Raw genomic sequence first — 18,963 nt, 5'->3', positions numbered from 1 at the left:
GAAGGAACAGAACCACCCTCATGACTACCGTGAACCGTCTGCGCCCGCGCCGCTCCTGCCTCGCCGTACCGGGCAGCAATCCGCGCTTCCTGGAGAAGGCCCAGGGCCTCCCGGCCGACCAGGTCTTCCTCGACCTGGAGGACGCCTGCGCCCCCCTGGTCAAGGAGAGCGCCCGGCACAACATCGTGGACGCGCTGAACAACGGCGACTGGGGCAAGAAGACCAAGGTCGTCCGGGTCAACGACTGGACCACCCACTGGACGTACCGCGACGTGATCACCGTCGTCGAGGGCGCCGGCCCGAACCTCGACTGCATCATGCTGCCGAAGGTCCAGGACGCCGAGCAGGTCAAGGCACTCGACCTGCTGCTCACCCAGATCGAGAAGACCATGGGCTTCGAGGTCGGCAAGATCGGCATCGAGGCGCAGATCGAGAACGCCAAGGGCCTGATCAACGTCGACACGATCGCCCAGGCCTCCCCGCGGCTGGAGACCATCATCTTCGGCCCGGCCGACTTCATGGCCTCGATCAACATGAAGTCCCTGGTGGTCGGCGAGCAGCCGCCCGGCTACCCGGCCGACGCCTACCACTACATCCTGATGCGCATCCTGATGGCCGCCCGCGCCAACGACCTGCAGGCCATCGACGGCCCGTACCTGCAGATCCGCAACCAGGAGGGCTACCGCGAGGTGGCCGGCCGCGCCGCCGCGCTCGGCTTCGACGGCAAGTGGGTGCTCCACCCGGACCAGGTCGCCGCCGCGAACGAGATCTTCTCGCCCTCGCAGGAGGACTACGACCACGCCGAGCTGATCCTCGACGCCTACGACTGGTGCACCTCCGAGGCGGGCGGCGCCAAGGGCTCCGCGATGCTCGGCGACGAGATGATCGACGAGGCCAGCCGCAAGATGGCCCTGGTCATCGCCGGCAAGGGCCGCGCCGCGGGCTTCCAGCGCACCTCCAAGTTCGAGCCCCCGCAGGCCTGAGACCCCAAGGACCACTGAGATGCAGTTCGGACGCACCTACGAAGAGTTCGAGGTCGGCGCGGTCTACAAGCACTGGCCCGGCAAGACGGTCACCGAGTACGACGACCACCTCTTCTGCCTGCTCACCATGAACCACCACCCCCTCCACATGGACACCAACTATGCGGAGAAGACGACGGACTTCGGCAAGAACGTCGTGGTGGGCAACTACATCTACTCGCTGCTGCTCGGCATGTCCGTCCCGGACGTCTCCGGCAAGGCGATCGCCAACCTGGAGATCGAGTCGCTGCGGCACATCGCGCCGACCTTCCACGGCGACACCATCTACGGCGAGACCACCGTCCTCGACAAGTGGCCCTCCAAGTCCAAGGACGACCGGGGCATCGTCTACGTCGAGACCAAGGGGTACAAGCAGGACGGCACGGTCGTCTGCATCTTCCGCCGCAAGGTGATGGTGCCGACCGAGACGTACATCAAGGAGCGTGGCGGCGAGCAGCCCGGCCGTCCCACCCCCTCCTCCTGAGCACGGCCCCACCGGACCCCGGACGGGCAGGCCGCCGTCATCGGCCGCGCCCGACCCGGTACCGGGGGCTCCGCGGAGCCACGCCCGCGGAGCCCCCGACAACTCTCTCCACCGCTCTCCCTCCCCCTCTTTCCTCTTCGCCTTCTTCTTCGCCACAGGAGCCGCACGATGGGACGCCTCGCACAGACCGACGGCCTCACCGAGATCCAGCGGGACATCCTCGCCACCGTGCGGGATTTCGTCGACAAGGAGATCATCCCGGTCGCGACCGAGCTGGAGCACAAGGACGAGTACCCGACCGCCATCGTCGAGGGCATGAAGCAGCTCGGCCTGTTCGGGCTCACCATCCCCGAGGAGTACGGCGGCCTCGGTGAGTCGCTGCTCACCTACGCCCTGGTGGTCGAGGAGATCGCCCGCGGCTGGATGTCCGTCTCCGGCATCGTCAACACGCACTTCATCGTGGCGCACATGATCAACGCGCACGGCACCCAGGAGCAGAAGGACTACTTCCTGCCGAAGATGGCGGCCGGCGAGATCCGCGGCGCCTTCTCGATGTCCGAGCCGGGCCTCGGCTCCGACGTCTCGGCCATCTCCACCAAGGGCGTCAAGGACGGGGAGTTCTACGTCCTCAACGGCCAGAAGATGTGGCTGACCAACGGCGGCACCTCCACGCTGGTCGCGGTGCTCTGCAAGACCGACGAGGGCGGCAACTCCCCGTACAAGAACATGACCACCTTCCTGATCGAGAAGGAGGCCGGTTTCGGCCCGAACCCGAAGGTTCCGGGCCTGACCGTCCCCGGCAAGATCGAGAAGATGGGCTACAAGGGCGTCGACACCACCGAGCTGGTGCTGCAGGACGTCCGCATCCCGGCCGACCGCATCCTCGGCGGCGTCCCGGGCAAGGGCTTCTACCAGATGATGGACGGCGTCGAGGTCGGCCGTGTGAACGTGGCCGCCCGCGGCTGCGGTGTCGCCCGCCGCGCCTTCGAGCTGGGCATCTCCTACGCCCAGCAGCGCTCCACCTTCGGCAAGAAGATCGCCGAGCACCAGGCGATCCAGTTCAAGCTCGCCGAGATGGCCACCAAGGTCGAGGCCGCCCACCAGATGATGGTGATGGCCGCCCGCAAGAAGGACAGCGGCGAGCGCAACGACCTCGAGGCCGGCATGGCGAAGTACCTCGCCTCCGAGTACTGCAAGGAGGTCGTCGAGGACTCCTTCCGCATCCACGGCGGCTACGGCTTCTCCAAGGAGTACGAGATCGAGCGCCTCTACCGCGAGGCCCCGATGCTGCTCATCGGTGAAGGTACTGCGGAGATCCAGAAGATGATCGTCGGACGCCGGCTGCTGGAGGAGTACCGCATCGCGGAGTGAACCAGTGCTCCCGACCGCGGCGCGGTGACGCTCCGCGGTCGGGACCGCCGGCCCGGTGACGGCCGGACGACGGGCGTGCGGGCCCGTCCCCGGCACCCGAGCCGTGCCCACCACGACCCCGGCCTGGTCCGCCTGGGGCCCCGGCACGGCTCCCGAAGCGGCCGCAGGGCGTACAGCTGCTGTCACGCGCCTTGCGGCCGCTTCGGCGCACCCTCGTACCCGTTCCGGACCGCCGACGGCGCCACGCCGCGCCCGGTTCTGCCGGCGCGCGCGTTGAGACAAGAGTCACCAGCCCCGTCCGGACCCTTGGGAACCGGACCGGGCCGAGCTACGGTCGTATACCAAGGAGGCGCGGTGCCTCCTCGTGCAGGACACATGAACGAGCAGGCGGGTTGCCCACCCACCGTGTGCTCCCGATAGCATCCACCGGGACAGCAGCCGTCCCTTATTACCCGATCCCCGCGGTGGCCCCCGTCCAGCGGCCATGATCCCCCGCGACTAAGGTCTTCGATGCCCATCAGCCCGTCCCCTCACACCTCCGTCACGGACCGCGATGCCCTCGCAGCCACGACGGCCGGTCGGCGACCCCGCGTGACCATCGCGCGCGGAGCCACCCCCTGGTTCGTCCCCACCCTCGCCACGGCCGCCGTGACCACCGCCCTCACCCGGCGCAGTGGCAAGTGGGCCCTGGCTGCGGTACCCGCCTGCGCGCTCGGCGCCGGCATGCTGTGGTTCTTCCGCGACCCCGAGCGTGAGATCGGCACGGGCAGAGTGATCTCCCCCGCCGACGGCGTGGTGCAGAGCATCGACGCCTGGCCGGACGGCCGCACCCGGGTGGCGATCTTCATGAGCCCGCTCAACGTCCACGTCAACCGGGCGCCCCTGCCCGGCACGGTGACGTCGGTCGAGCACGTCGCGGGCGGCTTCGTGCCCGCGTTCAACAAGGACAGCGACCAGAACGAGCGGGTCGTCTGGCACTTCGACACCGAACTCGGCGACATCGAGATGGTGCAGATCGCGGGGGCCGTGGCCCGCCGGATCGTGCCGTACATCGACGCCGGGACCAAGGTCGAGCAGGGCGACCGGATCGGTCTGATCCGCTTCGGGTCCCGGGTCGACACCTACCTGCCGGCCGGCGTCGAGGTCGGCGTCGAGGTCGGCCAGAAAACCACAGCCGGGGTGACACGCCTTGACCGTGACTGATCCTGAGACGATCGTCGGCCTGGACGACGAGGAGACGGCCCTGCGCCGGCGCCGCTGGGCGCGCGACCGCGAGCTGCGTGCTCCGCGCTCTCCGCAGCACCTGTCCACCGCCGACTTCCTGACCCTGGGGAACGCCGTCTGCGGCTTCCTGGCGATCTACTCGATCACCACCGGGGTCCTGGTCCCGCACATCACCAACCCGGACGCCGCGCCGGACAAGCACAGCGCCGCCACCGCGGTGACGCTGCTGCTGATCGGCTCGATGTGCGACCTCTTCGACGGGCTGGTGGCGCGCAAGCTGCGCTCCTCCGCCCTCGGGGCCGAACTCGACAACCTGGCCGACCTGATCAGCTTCGGCATCGCGCCGGCCTACTTCGTCGCGGTCTGGGGCATGGTCTCGCCGGGCTCCAACAGCCGGCTCTCGGCGCTGATCGCGCTGACCGTGCTGCTCGCGGTGGTGCTGCGGCTGGCCCGCTTCTCCGCCGTGAAGATGCGGCCGGGGGTCTTCCAGGGCATGCCCTGCCCGATGGGCGCGATGACGGTGATCGCCATCGTGCTGCTCGACCCGCCGTTCCTGCCCGGTCTGCTCGCCATCTTCGGCGCGGCGTACCTGATGGTCAGCCGGATCGAGTACCCGAAGCCGCAGGGGCTGCTGGCCACCGCCACGCTCTGCTGGATCGTGCTCTCGATCGGCTGCCTGGCGGCCTGGGCGACCGGCGCTCCCGGCGGCGACCTGCTGCTGCACGTCGGCGCCTTCGCCCAGATCGCGCTGGCCGCGATGGCCCCGCTGCTGGTCATCCGCCGCAAGGTGGGCCAGAAGGTCGGGGACGTGCGGGCCCGCCGCGCGGAGTCGCGGCTCGGCTGATCCCCGCGGACGTACGACGAAGGGCCCGGATCCGGTCATCGGATCCGGGCCCTTCCGCATGCCCGCTCACGGTCGTACCGCGTCGTCCCACACCGTCCCGCGTCCACCGTCCCGCGTCGTCCGCAGGAGGCTCCGGGTGGTGCCGCCGAGCCTCAGGCACCGCCGCGGTGGACGCTGAAGGCCGAGCGGCGGGCCGCACGGGCCACGCCCGGGTCCGGGTGGACCCCGGAGACGGCGGTCAGCACGGAGGCGGCCCGGGGGTGCCCGGACTGCCGGGCGCGGGCGAACAGCCGCACCGGGTCACCGGCCGAGGCGCCCTCGACGTGGCCCACCAGCAGCTCGGTCTCGCCGTGGTCGAGCACCGCGGCGGCGGTGTCCACCCAGAGCCAGGCGGCGTCGTCGGCGCCCAGCACGTCGGCCGGGGAGACGCCCTCGTCCGACTGCTCGGCCAGCCAGAGCAGCGCGTACGGGCGCAGTACCGGCTCGTCCACGGCGGCCCGGACGGCCTGCTCGGCGGTCGAGCCGGCCACCCGCAGCGCCTCGAAGGCGAGGCCGCGCACCAGCGCGTCGTCGCCCTGGGCGGCGTCCAGCAGCTCGGCCACGGCCCGGTCGGCCGGACGGGCGGCCACCCAGGCCCGGAACTCGGCGCGGGCCGGGCCCGGCGAGTAGTCGGCGCAGGCGTTCAGCAGTTCGAACGCGCTCTGCTCGATGTGCCCGGCGGCGGTCTGCGCGACGGTGCAGATCTCCTCCAGCTTGGCCCGCACCGCCCAGTGCCCCAGCGGGGACAGCTCGGCGGCGTCGTCCTTGCGGACCACGGCACCGACGGCGGCCAGGCCGTCGAGCATCCAGTCCAGGACGGCGGCGACGTCCGAGGGCGCGGCCGGGGTGTCGATCTGCGGCTCGCGACAGGTGCCGCGGACGGCCGAGACGGCGGAGGCGGCGTGCGGGACGGGCGACAGGCCCAGCCCGCCGGTGCCGCCGCCGGCCACCCGGCGCTCGTCCAGGCCCCGGCGCAGCAGCTCCAGCAGTTCGCTGTCGGCCACCGGGGCGGCCACCAGGTGCAGGAAGGAGAGCAGCTGCGGCGCCTGGTCGACGGCCTGCCCGGCGAGCACCGCGAAGACGCCGCGCAGGGCGGCCGGCGGCACCGGGGCGAGCAGCGTCCAGGCGTCGAACAGCGCCGACCAGCCGCGGACCACGGCCTCGTCGTCGTGCTCCCAGGCGTGCAGGCGCCAGCCGGGGGCGGCGCCGCCGTCCCGGGCCTCCACCAGGCCGACCAGCAGGGCCTGGCCCCAGGCGTTGGCGGCGGCGCCCACCGTCATGGCCAGGGCGCGGCCGGCGGCGCGGGCGTCGTCGGGGAGCAGTTCGCCGCGCTTGTCGACCTCGGCGAGTTCGCCCGCCCAGCGGGCGATCCGGACGGCGTCGACCAGCATCCGGCGGGCCAGCGGAGCGAGCTCGGCGGGTGCGGGGAAGCCCTCCGGCACCGGGACCCGGCCGCGGCCGGGGGCGGGTACGGGGCCCCGTCGGCGGGGTACGCCGGAGCCGCCCGGCCGGGCGCCGGCGGGGCGGTGGGCCGTGCCGGGGAGACGGGTCACCGTCGCACCGGAGCCGATCGTCGGCGGGAGCGGGGCATCACGGTCGCGCGGGTTCCGAGACGTCACGTCGAGCAGTCTTCCCCTTGTACCGGCCTTCTGTCACATCCGGTTCGCCCTCGGCGCCGGGCGGCGGGCGCGGGGGGTTCACAAGATCGGGCAACAATCGGGCAACAGAGGCAAACCGCCTGGCCGGATCTGTTTGGCGCGACCACGTCAGCTTCGCCCCTGCCCGGCCCCCGACCCCGGGGGCCGGGCTCAGAGGTGCGGGGTGAGCCAGCGGCGCAGGAGCTCCTCGTAGTGGGCCGGGTCGGCGTTCCAGAGGGCGGCGTGGTCGCCGCCGGGGACGGCCTGGAGGCTGACCACGTCGGGGCGGCGCCCGGCGAGCCGGCCGGCGGCCCGCCACGGGGCGACCGGGTCGTCCGGGCCGTGCAGGACGAGGGTGGGCACCCGCAGGTCGGTGCCGTCGGCGATCCGGGCGAAGTCGGCCAGGTCGACGCCGGTGCGGCCCTCCGCCGCGAGCGCACCGAGCTCGGCGGCGGCGCCCCGGTAGCCGGCCCGGGCGGCGTCCCGGCGGGCGGTGGCCGGCAGGTCGAGGACGGGCGAGTCCAGGATCAGGCTGGCGATGGAGGAGGACCAGGCCGAGCGGGCCGCGGTGTGCAGGGCGATGGTGGCGCCGAGCGACCAGCCGTAGAGGATGACCCGCCCGGCGCCGGCGTCCAGGGCCAGCCGGACGGCCGCCTCGACGTCCCGCCACTCGGTCTCGCCGAAGTGCCCGAGGCCGTCCGGGGAGGGCGGCGCGCCCTCGTCGCCGCGGTAGGTGACGGAGAGGACGGGCAGGCTGAGCCGGTCCAGCAGCGGGAGCACCGGGAGGGTCTGCTGCCGGTCGGCACCGCTGCCGTGGACCAGGATGACCCAGGCGCCGCGCTTGCCGTCGAGGTACCAGGCGGGGAGGGCGCCCAGCTCGCCCTCGGCGGCGGTCTCGCTGAACGGCAGGCCGAGCGCCGAGGTCGGGTCGCCGAGGTACACCCGGGGGGTGAAGCGGACCTCGGTGCCGGCCTTCAGGACGCCGCGGTCGGCGCGGACCAGCCGCCGGGTGACGCCCTGCTCGTCGCTGCGCAGCACCTCGTCGACCACCGCGTGGCCGTCCCCGCCCCACTCGACGGCCCAGCGGCCGGGGCGGCTGCTCTCCGGCGTGCGGGTGAAGGTGACGCGCCCGGTGGCGAGGCTCTGCACCAGGACGGGGCCGGCGGCCCGCTCCGGCGCCGCCGTGGGGCGGACGAGCCGCTCGGAGGCCCGGCGGCCGATGACCAGCACGGCGACCCCGGTGCCGACGGCGGCGGCCGCAACGGCGGCTGCGGTTCCCCAACGCATATCGCTCCCCGCTCTGTTGGTCGCGGACTGGGCAGTGTGCCCACCAGTCCACTCGCGGCGGCGCCGTCCGGCCACCGGACACGGCCGTCCGGGGCATGCCCGGGACGGGGCGCAGGGCCGGGCCACGGGCGCGGCGCGGACGGGGAGTGCGGACGGGGGGACGCGGAAGGAGGACGGCCGGGAGTACGGGCGGGAGTACGGGCGGGGGCCACGCGCAAGGAGGATGGCCGGGGGCCGGGCCGCTCACGCCGGGATGTCGGTCTCCAGCGGCTCCAGCAGCTCCCAGAACCGCTCGCCCAGCGGCCTCTCCGGCTCGCGCGCCGCCGGGGCCGGCGAGCCCCAGCTGCCGGCGCCCCAGTGCGAGGAGACCTGGTACTCGTTCTGCAGCACCGTCAGGACGGGCGCGAGGTCCTGCTCGGGCACCGGCACGATCCGCGCGATGGCCCGGACGTGCGCCTGCCAGCGGCCGTCCACGCACTGCCGCAGCCGCTGGTCGAGCTCGCCCCCGCGGCCGGTCACCGCGACCAGTTCGCGCAGCGTCAGGCCGAGCACCCGGGCCAGCGCGTACGTCTGCTCCCCGTCGCCGTCCCAGCGGCCGGTGGCCTCGGCCTCCTGGTAGTGCCGCAGCCCGATGCCGATCCGGCGGGCCGCGGTCTCCTGGCCGAGCTCGCGGGCCACCCGGAAGTCCCGCAGCCCGGCCGGGCGGACGCCCATCAGCTGGGCGGCCGGACACCAGAGCGCGCGGGCCAGCGCGATGAACTCCTCCTCGGTCGGGCGCAGCTCGCCGCTCTCCCAGCCGAGCACGTGGGCGGGCAGCAGCCGGACCCCGTGGGCGGCCATGCCCTCGGCCACCTGTTCCGGGGTCAGCCCCAGCCCGGCGCGGTGCGCGCGGGCGGCCGCGGGCGAGAAGGGCACCGGGGGCACGGCAGGTGGCTGTCTGCGTCGCATGGCACCCGACGGTAGGCGTCGGCGCTCCGGCCCCCCAGCCGCCGAACGCACGAAGCGCGACTCTAGGGGTCTACAGGCCGCTGGACGATCGCACAGGCTGTCATGCCCCTGCGGGGGGTCGTGATCAGAGATAGCGACGGCCCGACCGGCGCGCGGCGCGTGTGATGAACCCCTCCGTGACCTTGGTTGACTCCTGCTCCGGGCGCGTGATGGGATCCTTCAGCCAATACGGAGGCATGCAGAGGAAGCCGGTGCGAGTCCGGCGCGGTCCCGCCACTGTCACCGGGGAGCACGTCCGGATCCCTTCCTCGCCCGCCGACGGGCAGGAGGGACCCTCACGGCAGGCCGTCAGAAGCCGCCGGAAGGCCCGGGGTGCGTCCGACCCGGAAGCCAGGAGACTCTCGCCCCCGGTACGTCGATCCAGGGCGCGGACCCTGAGTGAGGACACGCACGCCATGCAGGCTGCCCCGCCCCGCCGAGCCCTCTGCTGCCCGTCGTGCGTCCGCTGACCCGCGCCGCCGCCTTCGCGGTGGGCGCCGTCGCGGGCTACCTCGCCGACGCCCGGTACGCCGACCCGCGCCGCGGCCACCCGGTGGCCGTCTTCGGCAGCGCGGCCGGCCGGCTGGAGCGGCGGATCTGGCGCGACGACCGGGCCGCCGGCACCGCCTACACCGCGCTCTGCGTGGGCACCGTCGCGGCCGGCGCGGTCGTCGCCGACCGGCTGCTGGGCCGCCGCCCGCTCGCGCGGGCCGCGCTGGCCGCCGCCGCGACCTGGACGGTGCTCGGCGGCACCTCGCTGACCCGGGAGGCCCGGACCATCGGCCGCTCGCTCACCGCGGGCGACCTGACGGCGGCCCGGGAACGGCTGCCGCACCTGTGCGGACGCGACCCGAGCGCCCTGGACGAGCAGCAGCTGGCCCGCGCGGTGGTCGAGTCGGTCGCCGAGAACACCGCCGACGCGGTGGTGAACGCGCTGGTCTGGGGCGGGCTCGCCGGTACGCCGGGCCTGCTGGCGTTCCGCGCGGTCAACACCCTGGACGCGATGGTCGGTCACCGTTCGCCGCGGTACGCCCGGTTCGGCTGGGCCTCGGCCCGGCTGGACGACGTGGCCGGCTGGCCGGGCGCGCGGCTGACCGCGCTGCTCACGGTGGCCGCCGCGCCGGAGCCCGCCACCGCCTGGCGGGTCTGGCGGCGGGACGGCTCCGCGCACCCCAGCCCGAACGCGGGCCAGGCCGAGTCGGCCTTCGCCGGCGCGGTCGGCGTCCGCCTCGGCGGGACCCTGCGGTACGGCGCCAGGGTCGAGCACCGGCCGGTGCTGGGCGAGGGGCTGCGGCCGGTCGGGGTGGACGACATCGAGCGGGCCTGTGTGCTCTCCCGGCGGGTGAGCGCGCTGGCGCTGGGTACGACGGTCGCCGGGCACCTGCTGCTCCGGGCGGCCCTGGGCGGGAGAAGGGCATGAGCGTGCGCAGCACGGTGGCACCCACGGCCGGGGGCCGGGGAAGGATCGTCGAGGGGTGCGCACGCGCGACCGCCCCTGCCGGACCGTGGGGGCACCCCCGGCCGGCGGCCGAGGGAGAGGTGGGGTCATGAGCAACGCGCTGCTGGTCGCCGGGACGACCTCGGACGCGGGCAAGAGCGTGGTCACGGCCGGCATCTGCCGCTGGCTGGCCCGGCAGGGCGTCGGCGTCGCGCCGTTCAAGGCGCAGAACATGTCGCTGAACTCCTTCGTCACCGCCGACGGCGCCGAGATCGGCCGGGCCCAGGCGATGCAGGCGCAGGCCGCCAAGGTGGAGCCCGAGGCGGCGATGAACCCGGTGCTGCTCAAGCCGGGCGCGGACGGCCGCAGCCAGGTGGTGCTGCTCGGCCGGCCGGTCGCCGAGGTGGGCGCGCTGGACTACCGCGAGCGCAAGCCCGTCCTGCTGGAGCGCGCCCTGGAGTGCCTGGCCGACCTGCGCCGCCGCTACGACGTGGTGGTCTGCGAGGGCGCCGGCTCGCCCGCCGAGATCAACCTGCGGGACCGGGACATCGCCAACATGGGCCTGGCCACCGCCGCCGGCCTGCCGGTCGTGGTGGTCGGGGACATCGACCGCGGCGGGGTGTTCGCGGCGATGTACGGGACGCTGGCGCTGCTCTCGGCGGAGGACCAGCGGCACGTGGCCGGCTGGTTCGTCAACAAGTTCCGCGGCGACGCCCGGCTGCTCGCCCCCGGCCTCGACATGCTGCACGAGCTGACCGGCCGTCCGGTGCTGGGCACCCTGCCGATGCTGCCGGACCTCTGGCTGGACGCCGAGGACTCGCTCGACCTGTCCACGGTGGTCGACCGCACCGCCGGGCGCGGACCGCTCGGCGCGGACGTGCTGCGGGTGGCCGTGGTGCGCTTCCCCCGGCTCTCCAACTTCACCGACCTGGACGCGCTGGCCCAGGAGCCGGGCGTGCTGGTCCGCTGGGCCACCCGGCCCGAGGAGCTGGCCGACGCCGACCTGGTGGTGCTGCCCGGCACCCGGGCCACCGTCGCCGACCTGGCCTGGCTGCGCGAGCGCGGCCTGGAGCCGGCGCTGAAGGCGCGGGCGGCGGCCGGGCGGCCGGTGCTCGGGGTCTGCGGCGGCTACCAGATGCTGGCGCACACGATCGTGGACGAGGTCGAGTCGAAGGCGGGGGCCGTCGAGGGCCTCGGCCTGCTGCCGGCGCACGTCCGGTTCGGCGCCGCGAAGGTGCTCGCCCGGCCGGTCGGCGAGGCCTTCGGGCAGCGGGTCGAGGGGTACGAGATCCACCACGGGGTGGTGACGGTCGAGGGCGGCGAGGCCTTCCTGGACGGCTGCCGGGTGGGGGCCGTGTGGGGCACGACCTGGCACGGCGCGCTGGAGAACGACGGGTTCCGGCGCGAACTGCTGCGCGAGGTGGCGCGGCTGGCGGGCCGGGCGTTCGTGCCCGCGCCGGACACCTCGTTCGCCGCGGCGCGCGAGGCCCGGCTGGACCGGCTGGGCGACCTGGTCGAGGAGCACGCGGACACCGACGCGCTGTGGAAGCTGATCGAGGGCGGGGTGCCGGCGGCCGGATCGCTGCCGTTCCTGCCGCCCGGGGCCCCCTTGGAGAATCATGAGTGACGTCCGCTACCCGTTCACCGCGATCGTCGGCATGGCCGACCTGCGGCTCGGGCTGCTGCTCAACGCCGTCTCCCCGGCCGTCGGCGGCGTGCTGGTGCGCGGCGAGAAGGGCACCGCCAAGTCGACCATGGTGCGCGCGCTGGCCGGCCTGCTGCCGTCCATCGACACCGTCGAGGGCTGCCGCTTCGCCTGCGACCCGGCCGCGCCGGACCCGCACTGCCCGGACGGCGCGCACGCCGGCCTCCCGGGCGCCGAACGCCCGGCCCGGCTGGTCGAGCTGCCGGTCGGCGTCTCCGAGGACCGCATCGTCGGCTCGCTCGACCTCGAACGGGCGCTCGCCGAGGGCGTCAAGGCGTACGAGCCGGGGCTGCTGGCCCGGGCGCACCGCGGCGTGCTCTACATCGACGAGGTCAACCTGCTCCAGGACCACGTGGTGGACCTGCTGCTGGACGCCGCCGCGATGGGCCGCTCCTACGTCGAGCGCGAGGGCGTCTCGGTGCGGCACGCGGCCCGGTTCCTGCTGGTCGGCACGATGAACCCGGAGGAGGGCGAGCTGCGGCCGCAGCTGCTCGACCGGTTCGGCCTGACCGTCGAGATCGCCGCGACCCGGGAGCCGGCCGAGCGCGCCGAGGTGGTCCGCCGCCGGCTGGCGTACGACGCCGACCCGGCGGGCTTCGCCGCCCGGTTCGCCGAGGAGGAGCGGGAGCTCGCCGGACGGATCACCGCGGCGCGGGAGTTGCTGCCCAAGGTCGAGCTGACCGACACGGCGCTGCGTCAGCTCACCGCGGTCTGTGCCGCGTTCGAGGTCGACGGCCTGCGGGCGGACATCGTGATGGCCCGGACCGCCGTCGCGCTGGCCGCCTGGGCGGGGCGCACCCGGGTGCTGGAGGAGGACGTCCGCAAGGCCGCCCAGCTGGCGCTGCCGCACCGCCGCCGGCGCAACCCCTTCGACGCGCCCGGGCTGGACGAGGAGCAGCTGGACCGGACGCTGGAGGAGCACGCCCAGCCGGAGGAGCCCGCAGCCGAGGACCTCGCCCCCGAGGACGACGCGCCGGAGGACCCGTCGCCCGAGGGCCCGGACGACGACGGCCCCGGCGACGGCGGACCGGACGACGGCGGCGGAGGTGCCCCCGAGCCGGCCGGCCCGGACGCCCCGGCCGGCGCCGACACCCCCGCACCCGCCCCCGAGGAGGCCCCGCAGGAGCCCGTACCGGCCCAGCACCCCGCCCCCGTCCGGGAGACCGCCCCGGTGGCGGCCGGCGAGCCGTACCGGACCCGGCTGTTCAAGGTCGACGGCACCGGCAAGGGCGCCCAGGGCCGCCGCTCCCCCGCCGAGACCGACGGCGGCCACACCATCCGCGCCCGCCGCCCGCAGGGCCGGCTGGCCCGGCTGCACCTGAGCGCCACGCTGCAGGCCGCCGCGCCGCACCAGGTGGCGCGCGGGCGGTCCGCGCGGGCGCTGGTGCTGCACAAGGACGACTTCCGCGAGCAGGTCCGCCAGGGCCGGGAGTCCAACCTGGTGCTCTTCGTCGTGGACGCCTCCGGCTCGATGGCCGCCCGGCAGCGGATGACCGCCGTCAAGGGCGCGGTGCTCTCGCTGCTGATGGACGCCTACCAGCGCCGCGACAAGATCGGCATGATCACCTTCCGCGGCGCCGCCGCCGAGCTGGCGCTGCCGCCCACCTCGTCCGTCGAGGTCGGTGCGGCCCGGCTGGAGTCGCTGCCCACCGGCGGCCGGACGCCGCTGGCGGCCGGGCTGCTGCGGGCGCACGAGGTGCTGCGGGTGGAGCGGATGCGCGACCCGCACCGCCGTCCGCTGCTGGTCGTGGTGACCGACGGCCGGGCCACCGGCGGCCGGGACGCCGTCGCGCAGTCGCACCGGGCGGCCGGGCTGCTGGGCGCGCAGGGCGTGGCGAGCGTGGTGCTGGACTGCGAGTCCGGCCCGGTCCGGCTCGGTCTGGCCCGCACCCTGGCGGCCCGGCTCGGTGCCGCCGCCGTGACCCTGGACGAGCTGCGCGCCGAGGGCGTCGCCTCGCTCGTCCGCGAGAACCGCTCCACCACGACGATGCGAAAGGCGGCCTGATCCGCATGCCCAAGGGTGTCCCCGAGAGCGTTCCCGACGACGGCCTGACCACCCGCCAGCGCCGCACGCTGCCGATCACCGCCGTGCACACCGGCCCCGGCAAGGGCAAGTCCACGGCCGCCTTCGGCATGGCGCTGCGGGCCTGGAACCAGGGCTGGCCGGTCGGGGTGTTCCAGTTCGTGAAGTCCGCCAAGTGGAAGGTCGGCGAGGAGAACGCGCTGCGCGTGCTCGGCGCCTCCGGCGAGGGCGGCACGGTGGACTGGCACAAGATGGGCTCCGGCTGGTCCTGGATCCAGCGCTCCGGCGAGATGGAGATGGACAGCGAGGCCGCGGCCAAGGAGGGCTGGGAGCAGGTCAAGCGCGACCTCGCCGCCGAGACCTACCGCTTCTACGTGCTGGACGAGTTCACCTACCCGATGCACTGGGGCTGGGTCGACCCGGAGGAGGTGGTGGCCGTGCTGAAGGACCGCCCGGGCAGCCAGCACGTCGTCATCACCGGCCGGTACGCGCCCGAGGCGCTGACCGGGTTCGCCGACCTGGTCACCGAGATGACCAAGGTCAAGCACCCCATGGACGCCGGCCGCAAGGGCCAGCGCGGCATCGAGTGGTAACCCGTCGAGAGCAAGCAGGACGTTGAACCCCGCACCCGTGAACATCCCCCGTCTGGTCGTCGCCGCGCCGTCCTCCGGCTCCGGCAAGACCACCGTCGCCACCGGCCTGATCGCCGCGCTCGCCGCGCGCGGGCTGGCGGTCTCGCCGCACAAGGTCGGCCCGGACTACATCGACCCGGGCTACCACGCGCTGGCCGCCGGCCGGCCGGGCCGCAACCTGGACGCGTTCATGTGCGGGCCGGAGCGGATCGCGCCGCTCTTCCTGCACGGCGCGGCCGGGGCGGACGTGGCGGTGGTCGAGGGCGTGATGGGGCTGTTCGACGGCGCGTCGGGGCGCGGCGAGCTGGCGTCCACCGCCCACGTCGCCAAGCTGCTGCGGGCACCCGTGGTGCTGGTGGTGGACGCCTCCTCGCAGTCCCGCTCGGTCGCCGCGCTGGTGCACGGCTTCGCCTCCTGGGACCCGGAGGTCCGGCTCGCCGGGGTGATCCTCAACCGGGTCGCCTCGGACCGGCACGAGCAGCTGCTGCGCGAGGCGCTGGAGGAGGGCTCCGGGGTGCCCGTGCTGGGCGCGGTGCGCCGCTCGGCCGCGGTCGCCACGCCGTCCCGCCACCTCGGCCTGATCCCGGCCGTGGAGCGCTCGGCCGAGGCGCTGCGGGCGGTCGCCGACATGGGCGACCTGGTCGCCGCCTCGGTGGACCTGGACGCGGTGCTGGCACTGGCCCGGACGGCGCCCCCGCTGGGCGACACCCCGTGGGACGCCGCCGCCGAGGTCGCCCCGGTGCCGGGCAGGCCGCGGATCGCCATGGCCGGCGGCGCCGCGTTCTCCTTCTCGTACGCCGAGAACGCCGAGCTGCTCACCGCGGCCGGCGCCGAGGTGGTGCCGTTCGACCCGCTGCACGCCGCCGGACTCCCGGACGGCACCGCGGGGCTGGTGATCGGCGGCGGCTTCCCCGAGCTGTACGTCAGGGAGCTGAGCTCGAACACGGCGCTGCGCGGGGCGATCTCCGCCTTCGCCGCCGCGGGCGGGCCGATCGCCGCCGAGTGCGCCGGACTGCTGTACCTCGGGCGGGAGTTGGACGGCCTGCCGATGTGCGGCGTGCTGGACACCGGCGCCCGGATGACCGAGCGGCTGACCCTCGGCTACCGGGAGGCCGTCGCCCTGCACGACTCGCCGCTCGCACCGGCCGGCACCCGGCTGCGCGGGCACGAGTTCCACCGCACGGTCTGCGAGCCGGCGGCGGGCGAGCGGCCCGCGTGGGGCTGGCGCCTGCCGGCCGGCCCGCGCACCGAGGGCTTCGCGGACGGGCCCGCCGCCAACGTCCACGCCTCGTACCTCCACCTGCACTGGGCGGGATCGCCGCAGCTCGCCGCCTCGTTCGCGGCGGCCGCCGCGGCGCACCGCGCGGGCTGAGCTCCGGGGCCGGGGCCGGCCCCGGTGGCCGGGTCTTAAGGTGGCTTCATGACCGCTGCTCAGGTGATCGTCCTCAACGGGGGCTCCAGCTCGGGGAAGTCGAGCATCGCCCGGTGCCTTCAGGACGTGCTGCCGGACCCGTGGCTGGCCCTCGGGGCGGACACGCTGGTCGACGCCCTGCCCGCCGCGCTGCGCGAGGGCGGGGAGGGCATCGGTGGAGTGGACGGCGGCGACGGCACGGTCACCGTCGGACCGGCGTTCGCCGCACTGGACGACGCCTGGACGCTCGGCGTGGCGGCCATGACGCGGGCCGGCGCCCGGATCATCGTCGACGAGGTCTTCCTCGGCACCACCGCCTCCCAGCAGCGCTGGAGCTCCGCGCTGGACGGCCTGGACGTGCTCTGGGTCGGCGTCCGGTGCGCGCCCGAGGTGGCGGCCGCCCGGGAGCGGGCCCGGGGTGACCGGGTCACCGGAATGGCCGCCGTGCAGGCCGAAGCCGTCCACCGGGGCGTCCGCTACGACCTGGAGGTGGACACCACCCGCGACGGCGCGGCCGCCTGCGCCCGGCTCATCGCGGCGCGCGTGACGGGCGGCGCCGTCTCCTAGCTCCCGCCGCGCCCGGTCCTGCTGCTCGTACGCCTCTTCTACGCCTCACGATCCCGCCGGCCCTACGCCTCCGGGCCGAGCAGGGCGACGAGGTAGCGCGCCAGGTCGTCGCGCAGCTCGGCCGGGGCCGGTACGTGGCGGTGTCCGCTGCCGACCGTGGCGTTGAACAGCACCCCGTCGCACCAGCGGATCAGCCGGCGGGCGTCGGCGGCGGGCTCGGCCGAGCCGCAGCGGGTGAGCAGGACGACCGCGTAGTCGAGGAAACGCGACCCCAACCGGTCGTAGACGGCGCGCAGTTCGGGCCGCCGGGCGGCCTCCAGGGCGAGTTCCAGACGGGCCAGGGTGAGCGCCCGCCCGGCCGTGAGGGCCTGGTGCACCGCGTCCGCCACGAGCTGGACCACCAGGTCGCGCGGCGGGCCCGGCGGCGGCGCGTCCGCGGCCGAGGGGTGCCCCGCGGACTCCAGCTCGACGATCCGGGTCAGCACGAGTTCGAGCAGGGCGGCCCTGGTCCGGGCGAGGTTGGACGTCGAGCCGGTGGGCAGGCCGGCCGCCTCGTCGACCGCGCGGTGGGTCAGCCCGCGCAGGCCGCGTTCGGCGATCAGGGCGATGGCGGCGTCGGCGATCAGGGTCGGGCGCGGGGGTGTCATGGGTCCGATCATGGCCGTTCCCCCGGCCCTCCCCCAACTCACTACACATGTAGTATCGTGAGGCTTGGTAACTACAGATGTAGTTGGTCGGGTCCGGGAGTTTTCACGGATCCGAGGGTTTCGACGGCTTCGACGCGAGGAGCACCCGTGGACACGCACCAGGCGATCGTCATCGGCGGCGGCATCGGCGGACTCACCGCCGCCCTCGCCCTCCACCGGCAGGGCGTCCCGGTGACCGTCCACGAACGCGCCGCCTCCCTCGAACCCGTCGGCGCCGGCCTCGCCCTCGCCCCCAACGCCCTGCGCGCCCTCGACCGCCTCGGCGTCGGCGACCGGCTGCGCGCGCTCGCCACCCCGCACCCCGCCGTCGGCGTCCGCCACCCCTCCGGCCGCTGGCTCGCCCGGACCGGCACCGCCGCCTTCGAGGCCCACTTCGGCGACACCATCGCCGCCGTCGCCCGCGCCGAGGTGATCGACGCCCTCGTCGACGCCCTCCCGGCCGGCACCGTCCGCACCGGCTCCGCCGCCGAACTCGTCGACCCCGGCGACGCCGGCGATCCCGGCGCGGCAGGCGACCCCGGCAGCCCCGGCAGCCCCGGCCGTCCCGGCCGTCCCGCCGTCGTCCGCACCGCCGACGGCGAGGCGACCGCCGGACTCGTCGTCGCCGCCGACGGCATCCGCTCCGCGAGCCGGGGCCTGCTCTTCCCCCACCACCCCGGCCCTCGCTACAGCGGCTTCACCACCTGGCGCACCATCGTCGCCACCCCCGGCCGGCTGCCCGCCGCCGCCGGAGAGGTCTGGGGGCGCGGCCGCCTCGCCGGCATCGTCCCGCTCGCCCGCGACCGGGTCTACCTGTACGGCGCCGCCCTCGCGCCGGCCGGAGCCCGCGCCGCCGACGGCGACGAGCGGGCCGAACTGCTGCGCCACTACGGCACCTGGTGCGCACCCGTCCCCGAACTCCTCGCCGCCGCCGACCCGGCCCGCGTCCTGCGGCACGACGTCTGGGAGCTCGCCGACCCGCTGCCCGCCCACCACCGCGGCCGGGTCGCGCTGCTCGGCGACGCCGCCCACGCGATGTGCCCGTTCCAGGGTCAGGGCGCCTGCCAGGCGGTCGAGGACGCGGTGGTCCTCGCCGCCGGCGTCGGCCCCGGCGCCGACCCGGCCGCCGGCCTCCCCGGCTACACCGCCGCCCGCCTGCCCCGCACCACCGGCATCGTCACCGGCTCCCGCCGCGTCGGCGCCCTGATCGCCCGCCGCTCCCCCGCCGCCGTCCTCCTCCGCGACACCGCCCTCGCCGTCGCCGGCCTCCTGCCGGACCGCGTCCTCCTGGGCCGGGCGAACGCCACCTACGACTGGCAGCCGCCGGCGCTGCGCCGGACGGCCTGAGCCCCGGTCGCCGCATCGGGTTCCGCGACGCCGCCCCCGGCTCGCCGTTGCGCCGTCTGCGGCGTCGTGCGGGTGAACGGCGCGGGCCGTGCGTCGGCGGGCCCGGGCGGCGCGGTACCCCTCCGGGGCTGAGTAGCCGTCAGGGCGGCCGGTGTGCGCCCGGACCCCCTCCACCGCTACCTGCCGCAGCGTTTCCCCTGCTCCGGGGCCTCCCCGCCCAGCAGGTACCGGTTGACCGCCCCGTCGACGCACGCGTCGT

General features: G+C 75.2%; 16 protein-coding genes and 1 riboswitch. Of the genes, 12 read left to right on the top strand and 4 right to left on the bottom strand.

Annotated elements, in window-relative coordinates; all coding sequences use genetic code 11:
- Positions 1-20: 20 nt before the first annotated feature.
- The 5 genes from ABZ885_RS14965 (at position 21) to ABZ885_RS14945 (ending at position 4,945) form a co-directional block, all read left to right on the top strand.
- The gene (locus tag ABZ885_RS14965) at positions 21-983 is read left to right on the top strand and encodes a CoA ester lyase (protein ID WP_360187729.1); all 963 of its coding nucleotides are present in this window, start codon (positions 21-23) and stop codon (positions 981-983) included.
- A gap of 19 nt (positions 984-1,002) precedes the next feature.
- On the top strand, positions 1,003-1,506 hold the full coding sequence (locus ABZ885_RS14960) for a MaoC family dehydratase (protein ID WP_360187727.1): 504 nt from the start codon (positions 1,003-1,005) through the stop codon (positions 1,504-1,506).
- Positions 1,507-1,674: 168 nt separating this feature from the next.
- Positions 1,675-2,877, top strand: coding sequence for an acyl-CoA dehydrogenase family protein (locus tag ABZ885_RS14955; RefSeq protein ID WP_360187725.1), 1,203 nt, complete (start codon positions 1,675-1,677; stop codon positions 2,875-2,877).
- Between the two features lie 510 nt (positions 2,878-3,387).
- Positions 3,388-4,080, top strand: coding sequence for a phosphatidylserine decarboxylase (locus tag ABZ885_RS14950; protein WP_360187724.1), 693 nt, complete (start codon positions 3,388-3,390; stop codon positions 4,078-4,080).
- Positions 4,081-4,120: 40 nt separating this feature from the next.
- Positions 4,121-4,945: a CDP-alcohol phosphatidyltransferase family protein gene (locus ABZ885_RS14945; RefSeq protein WP_360187740.1), complete on the top strand. Its 825-nt coding sequence runs from the start codon at positions 4,121-4,123 to the stop codon at positions 4,943-4,945.
- A gap of 152 nt (positions 4,946-5,097) precedes the next feature.
- Here the strand turns inward: ABZ885_RS14945 and ABZ885_RS14940 are convergent, their stop codons facing one another.
- From ABZ885_RS14940 to ABZ885_RS14930, 3 genes are all read right to left on the bottom strand, one after another.
- Positions 5,098-6,603, bottom strand: coding sequence for a hypothetical protein (locus ABZ885_RS14940; RefSeq protein WP_360187722.1), 1,506 nt, complete (start codon positions 6,601-6,603; stop codon positions 5,098-5,100).
- A gap of 189 nt (positions 6,604-6,792) precedes the next feature.
- Positions 6,793-7,908: an alpha/beta hydrolase gene (locus ABZ885_RS14935; RefSeq protein ID WP_360187720.1), complete on the bottom strand. Its 1,116-nt coding sequence runs from the start codon at positions 7,906-7,908 to the stop codon at positions 6,793-6,795.
- 243 nt (positions 7,909-8,151) lie between these two features.
- Complete coding sequence (locus ABZ885_RS14930) at positions 8,152-8,856, bottom strand: transcriptional regulator (RefSeq protein WP_360187718.1); 705 nt, start codon at positions 8,854-8,856, stop codon at positions 8,152-8,154.
- 185 nt (positions 8,857-9,041) lie between these two features.
- Positions 9,042-9,278: riboswitch (cobalamin riboswitch) on the top strand.
- Between the two features lie 74 nt (positions 9,279-9,352).
- Here ABZ885_RS14930 and ABZ885_RS14925 point away from each other — a divergent pair.
- The 6 genes from ABZ885_RS14925 (at position 9,353) to cpt (ending at position 16,671) form a co-directional block, all read left to right on the top strand.
- Positions 9,353-10,315: a cobalamin biosynthesis protein gene (locus ABZ885_RS14925; RefSeq protein WP_360187716.1), complete on the top strand. Its 963-nt coding sequence runs from the start codon at positions 9,353-9,355 to the stop codon at positions 10,313-10,315.
- 127 nt (positions 10,316-10,442) lie between these two features.
- Entirely contained in the window at positions 10,443-11,960 is a 1,518-nt protein-coding gene (locus ABZ885_RS14920; protein ID WP_360187714.1) for a cobyric acid synthase, read from the top strand.
- Positions 11,953-14,043 carry a putative cobaltochelatase gene (locus ABZ885_RS14915; RefSeq protein ID WP_360187712.1) on the top strand — a complete coding sequence of 697 codons (2,091 nt, stop codon included), beginning with the start codon at positions 11,953-11,955 and terminating at the stop codon, positions 14,041-14,043. Before ABZ885_RS14920 ends, ABZ885_RS14915 begins: the two co-directional genes overlap by 8 nt.
- A gap of 5 nt (positions 14,044-14,048) precedes the next feature.
- The gene (gene cobO, locus ABZ885_RS14910) at positions 14,049-14,654 is read left to right on the top strand and encodes a cob(I)yrinic acid a,c-diamide adenosyltransferase (RefSeq protein ID WP_360187710.1); all 606 of its coding nucleotides are present in this window, start codon (positions 14,049-14,051) and stop codon (positions 14,652-14,654) included.
- 37 nt (positions 14,655-14,691) lie between these two features.
- Positions 14,692-16,065: a cobyrinate a,c-diamide synthase gene (locus ABZ885_RS14905; protein WP_360187708.1), complete on the top strand. Its 1,374-nt coding sequence runs from the start codon at positions 14,692-14,694 to the stop codon at positions 16,063-16,065.
- A 48-nt stretch (positions 16,066-16,113) separates the two neighbouring features.
- Positions 16,114-16,671, top strand: a complete 558-nt coding sequence (gene cpt, locus ABZ885_RS14900; RefSeq protein ID WP_360187706.1) for a chloramphenicol phosphotransferase CPT — start codon at positions 16,114-16,116, stop codon at positions 16,669-16,671.
- 62 nt (positions 16,672-16,733) lie between these two features.
- Here the strand turns inward: cpt and ABZ885_RS14895 are convergent, their stop codons facing one another.
- Positions 16,734-17,318, bottom strand: a complete 585-nt coding sequence (locus ABZ885_RS14895; RefSeq protein ID WP_360187704.1) for a TetR/AcrR family transcriptional regulator — start codon at positions 17,316-17,318, stop codon at positions 16,734-16,736.
- A 147-nt stretch (positions 17,319-17,465) separates the two neighbouring features.
- On the opposite strand from ABZ885_RS14895, the gene ABZ885_RS14890 reads away from it, so the two are divergent.
- Positions 17,466-18,704 carry an FAD-dependent monooxygenase gene (locus tag ABZ885_RS14890; RefSeq protein WP_360187703.1) on the top strand — a complete coding sequence of 413 codons (1,239 nt, stop codon included), beginning with the start codon at positions 17,466-17,468 and terminating at the stop codon, positions 18,702-18,704.
- The last annotated feature ends 259 nt before the right edge of the window (positions 18,705-18,963 follow it).

Source organism: Kitasatospora sp. NPDC047058 (assembly GCF_040643935.1).
Lineage (GTDB): Bacteria > Actinomycetota > Actinomycetes > Streptomycetales > Streptomycetaceae > Kitasatospora.
The sequence above is the reverse complement of the archived record's forward strand: the minus strand, read 5'-3'. Positions and strand labels throughout refer to the sequence as shown.

What these genes read in the sequence shown, in the direction of transcription:
- ABZ885_RS14965 (WP_360187729.1), top strand. Translation starts at nt 21, where the DNA reads ATGACTACCGTGAACCGTCTGCGCCCGCGCCGCTCCTGCCTCGCCGTA.
- ABZ885_RS14960 (WP_360187727.1), top strand. Translation starts at nt 1,003, where the DNA reads ATGCAGTTCGGACGCACCTACGAAGAGTTCGAGGTCGGCGCGGTCTAC.
- ABZ885_RS14955 (WP_360187725.1), top strand. Translation starts at nt 1,675, where the DNA reads ATGGGACGCCTCGCACAGACCGACGGCCTCACCGAGATCCAGCGGGAC.
- ABZ885_RS14950 (WP_360187724.1), top strand. Translation starts at nt 3,388, where the DNA reads ATGCCCATCAGCCCGTCCCCTCACACCTCCGTCACGGACCGCGATGCC.
- ABZ885_RS14935 (WP_360187720.1), bottom strand. Translation starts at nt 7,908, where the DNA reads ATGCGTTGGGGAACCGCAGCCGCCGTTGCGGCCGCCGCCGTCGGCACC.
- ABZ885_RS14930 (WP_360187718.1), bottom strand. Translation starts at nt 8,856, where the DNA reads ATGCGACGCAGACAGCCACCTGCCGTGCCCCCGGTGCCCTTCTCGCCC.
- ABZ885_RS14920 (WP_360187714.1), top strand. Translation starts at nt 10,443, where the DNA reads ATGAGCAACGCGCTGCTGGTCGCCGGGACGACCTCGGACGCGGGCAAG.
- ABZ885_RS14915 (WP_360187712.1), top strand. Translation starts at nt 11,953, where the DNA reads ATGAGTGACGTCCGCTACCCGTTCACCGCGATCGTCGGCATGGCCGAC.
- cobO (WP_360187710.1), top strand. Translation starts at nt 14,049, where the DNA reads ATGCCCAAGGGTGTCCCCGAGAGCGTTCCCGACGACGGCCTGACCACC.
- cpt (WP_360187706.1), top strand. Translation starts at nt 16,114, where the DNA reads ATGACCGCTGCTCAGGTGATCGTCCTCAACGGGGGCTCCAGCTCGGGG.
- ABZ885_RS14895 (WP_360187704.1), bottom strand. Translation starts at nt 17,318, where the DNA reads ATGACACCCCCGCGCCCGACCCTGATCGCCGACGCCGCCATCGCCCTG.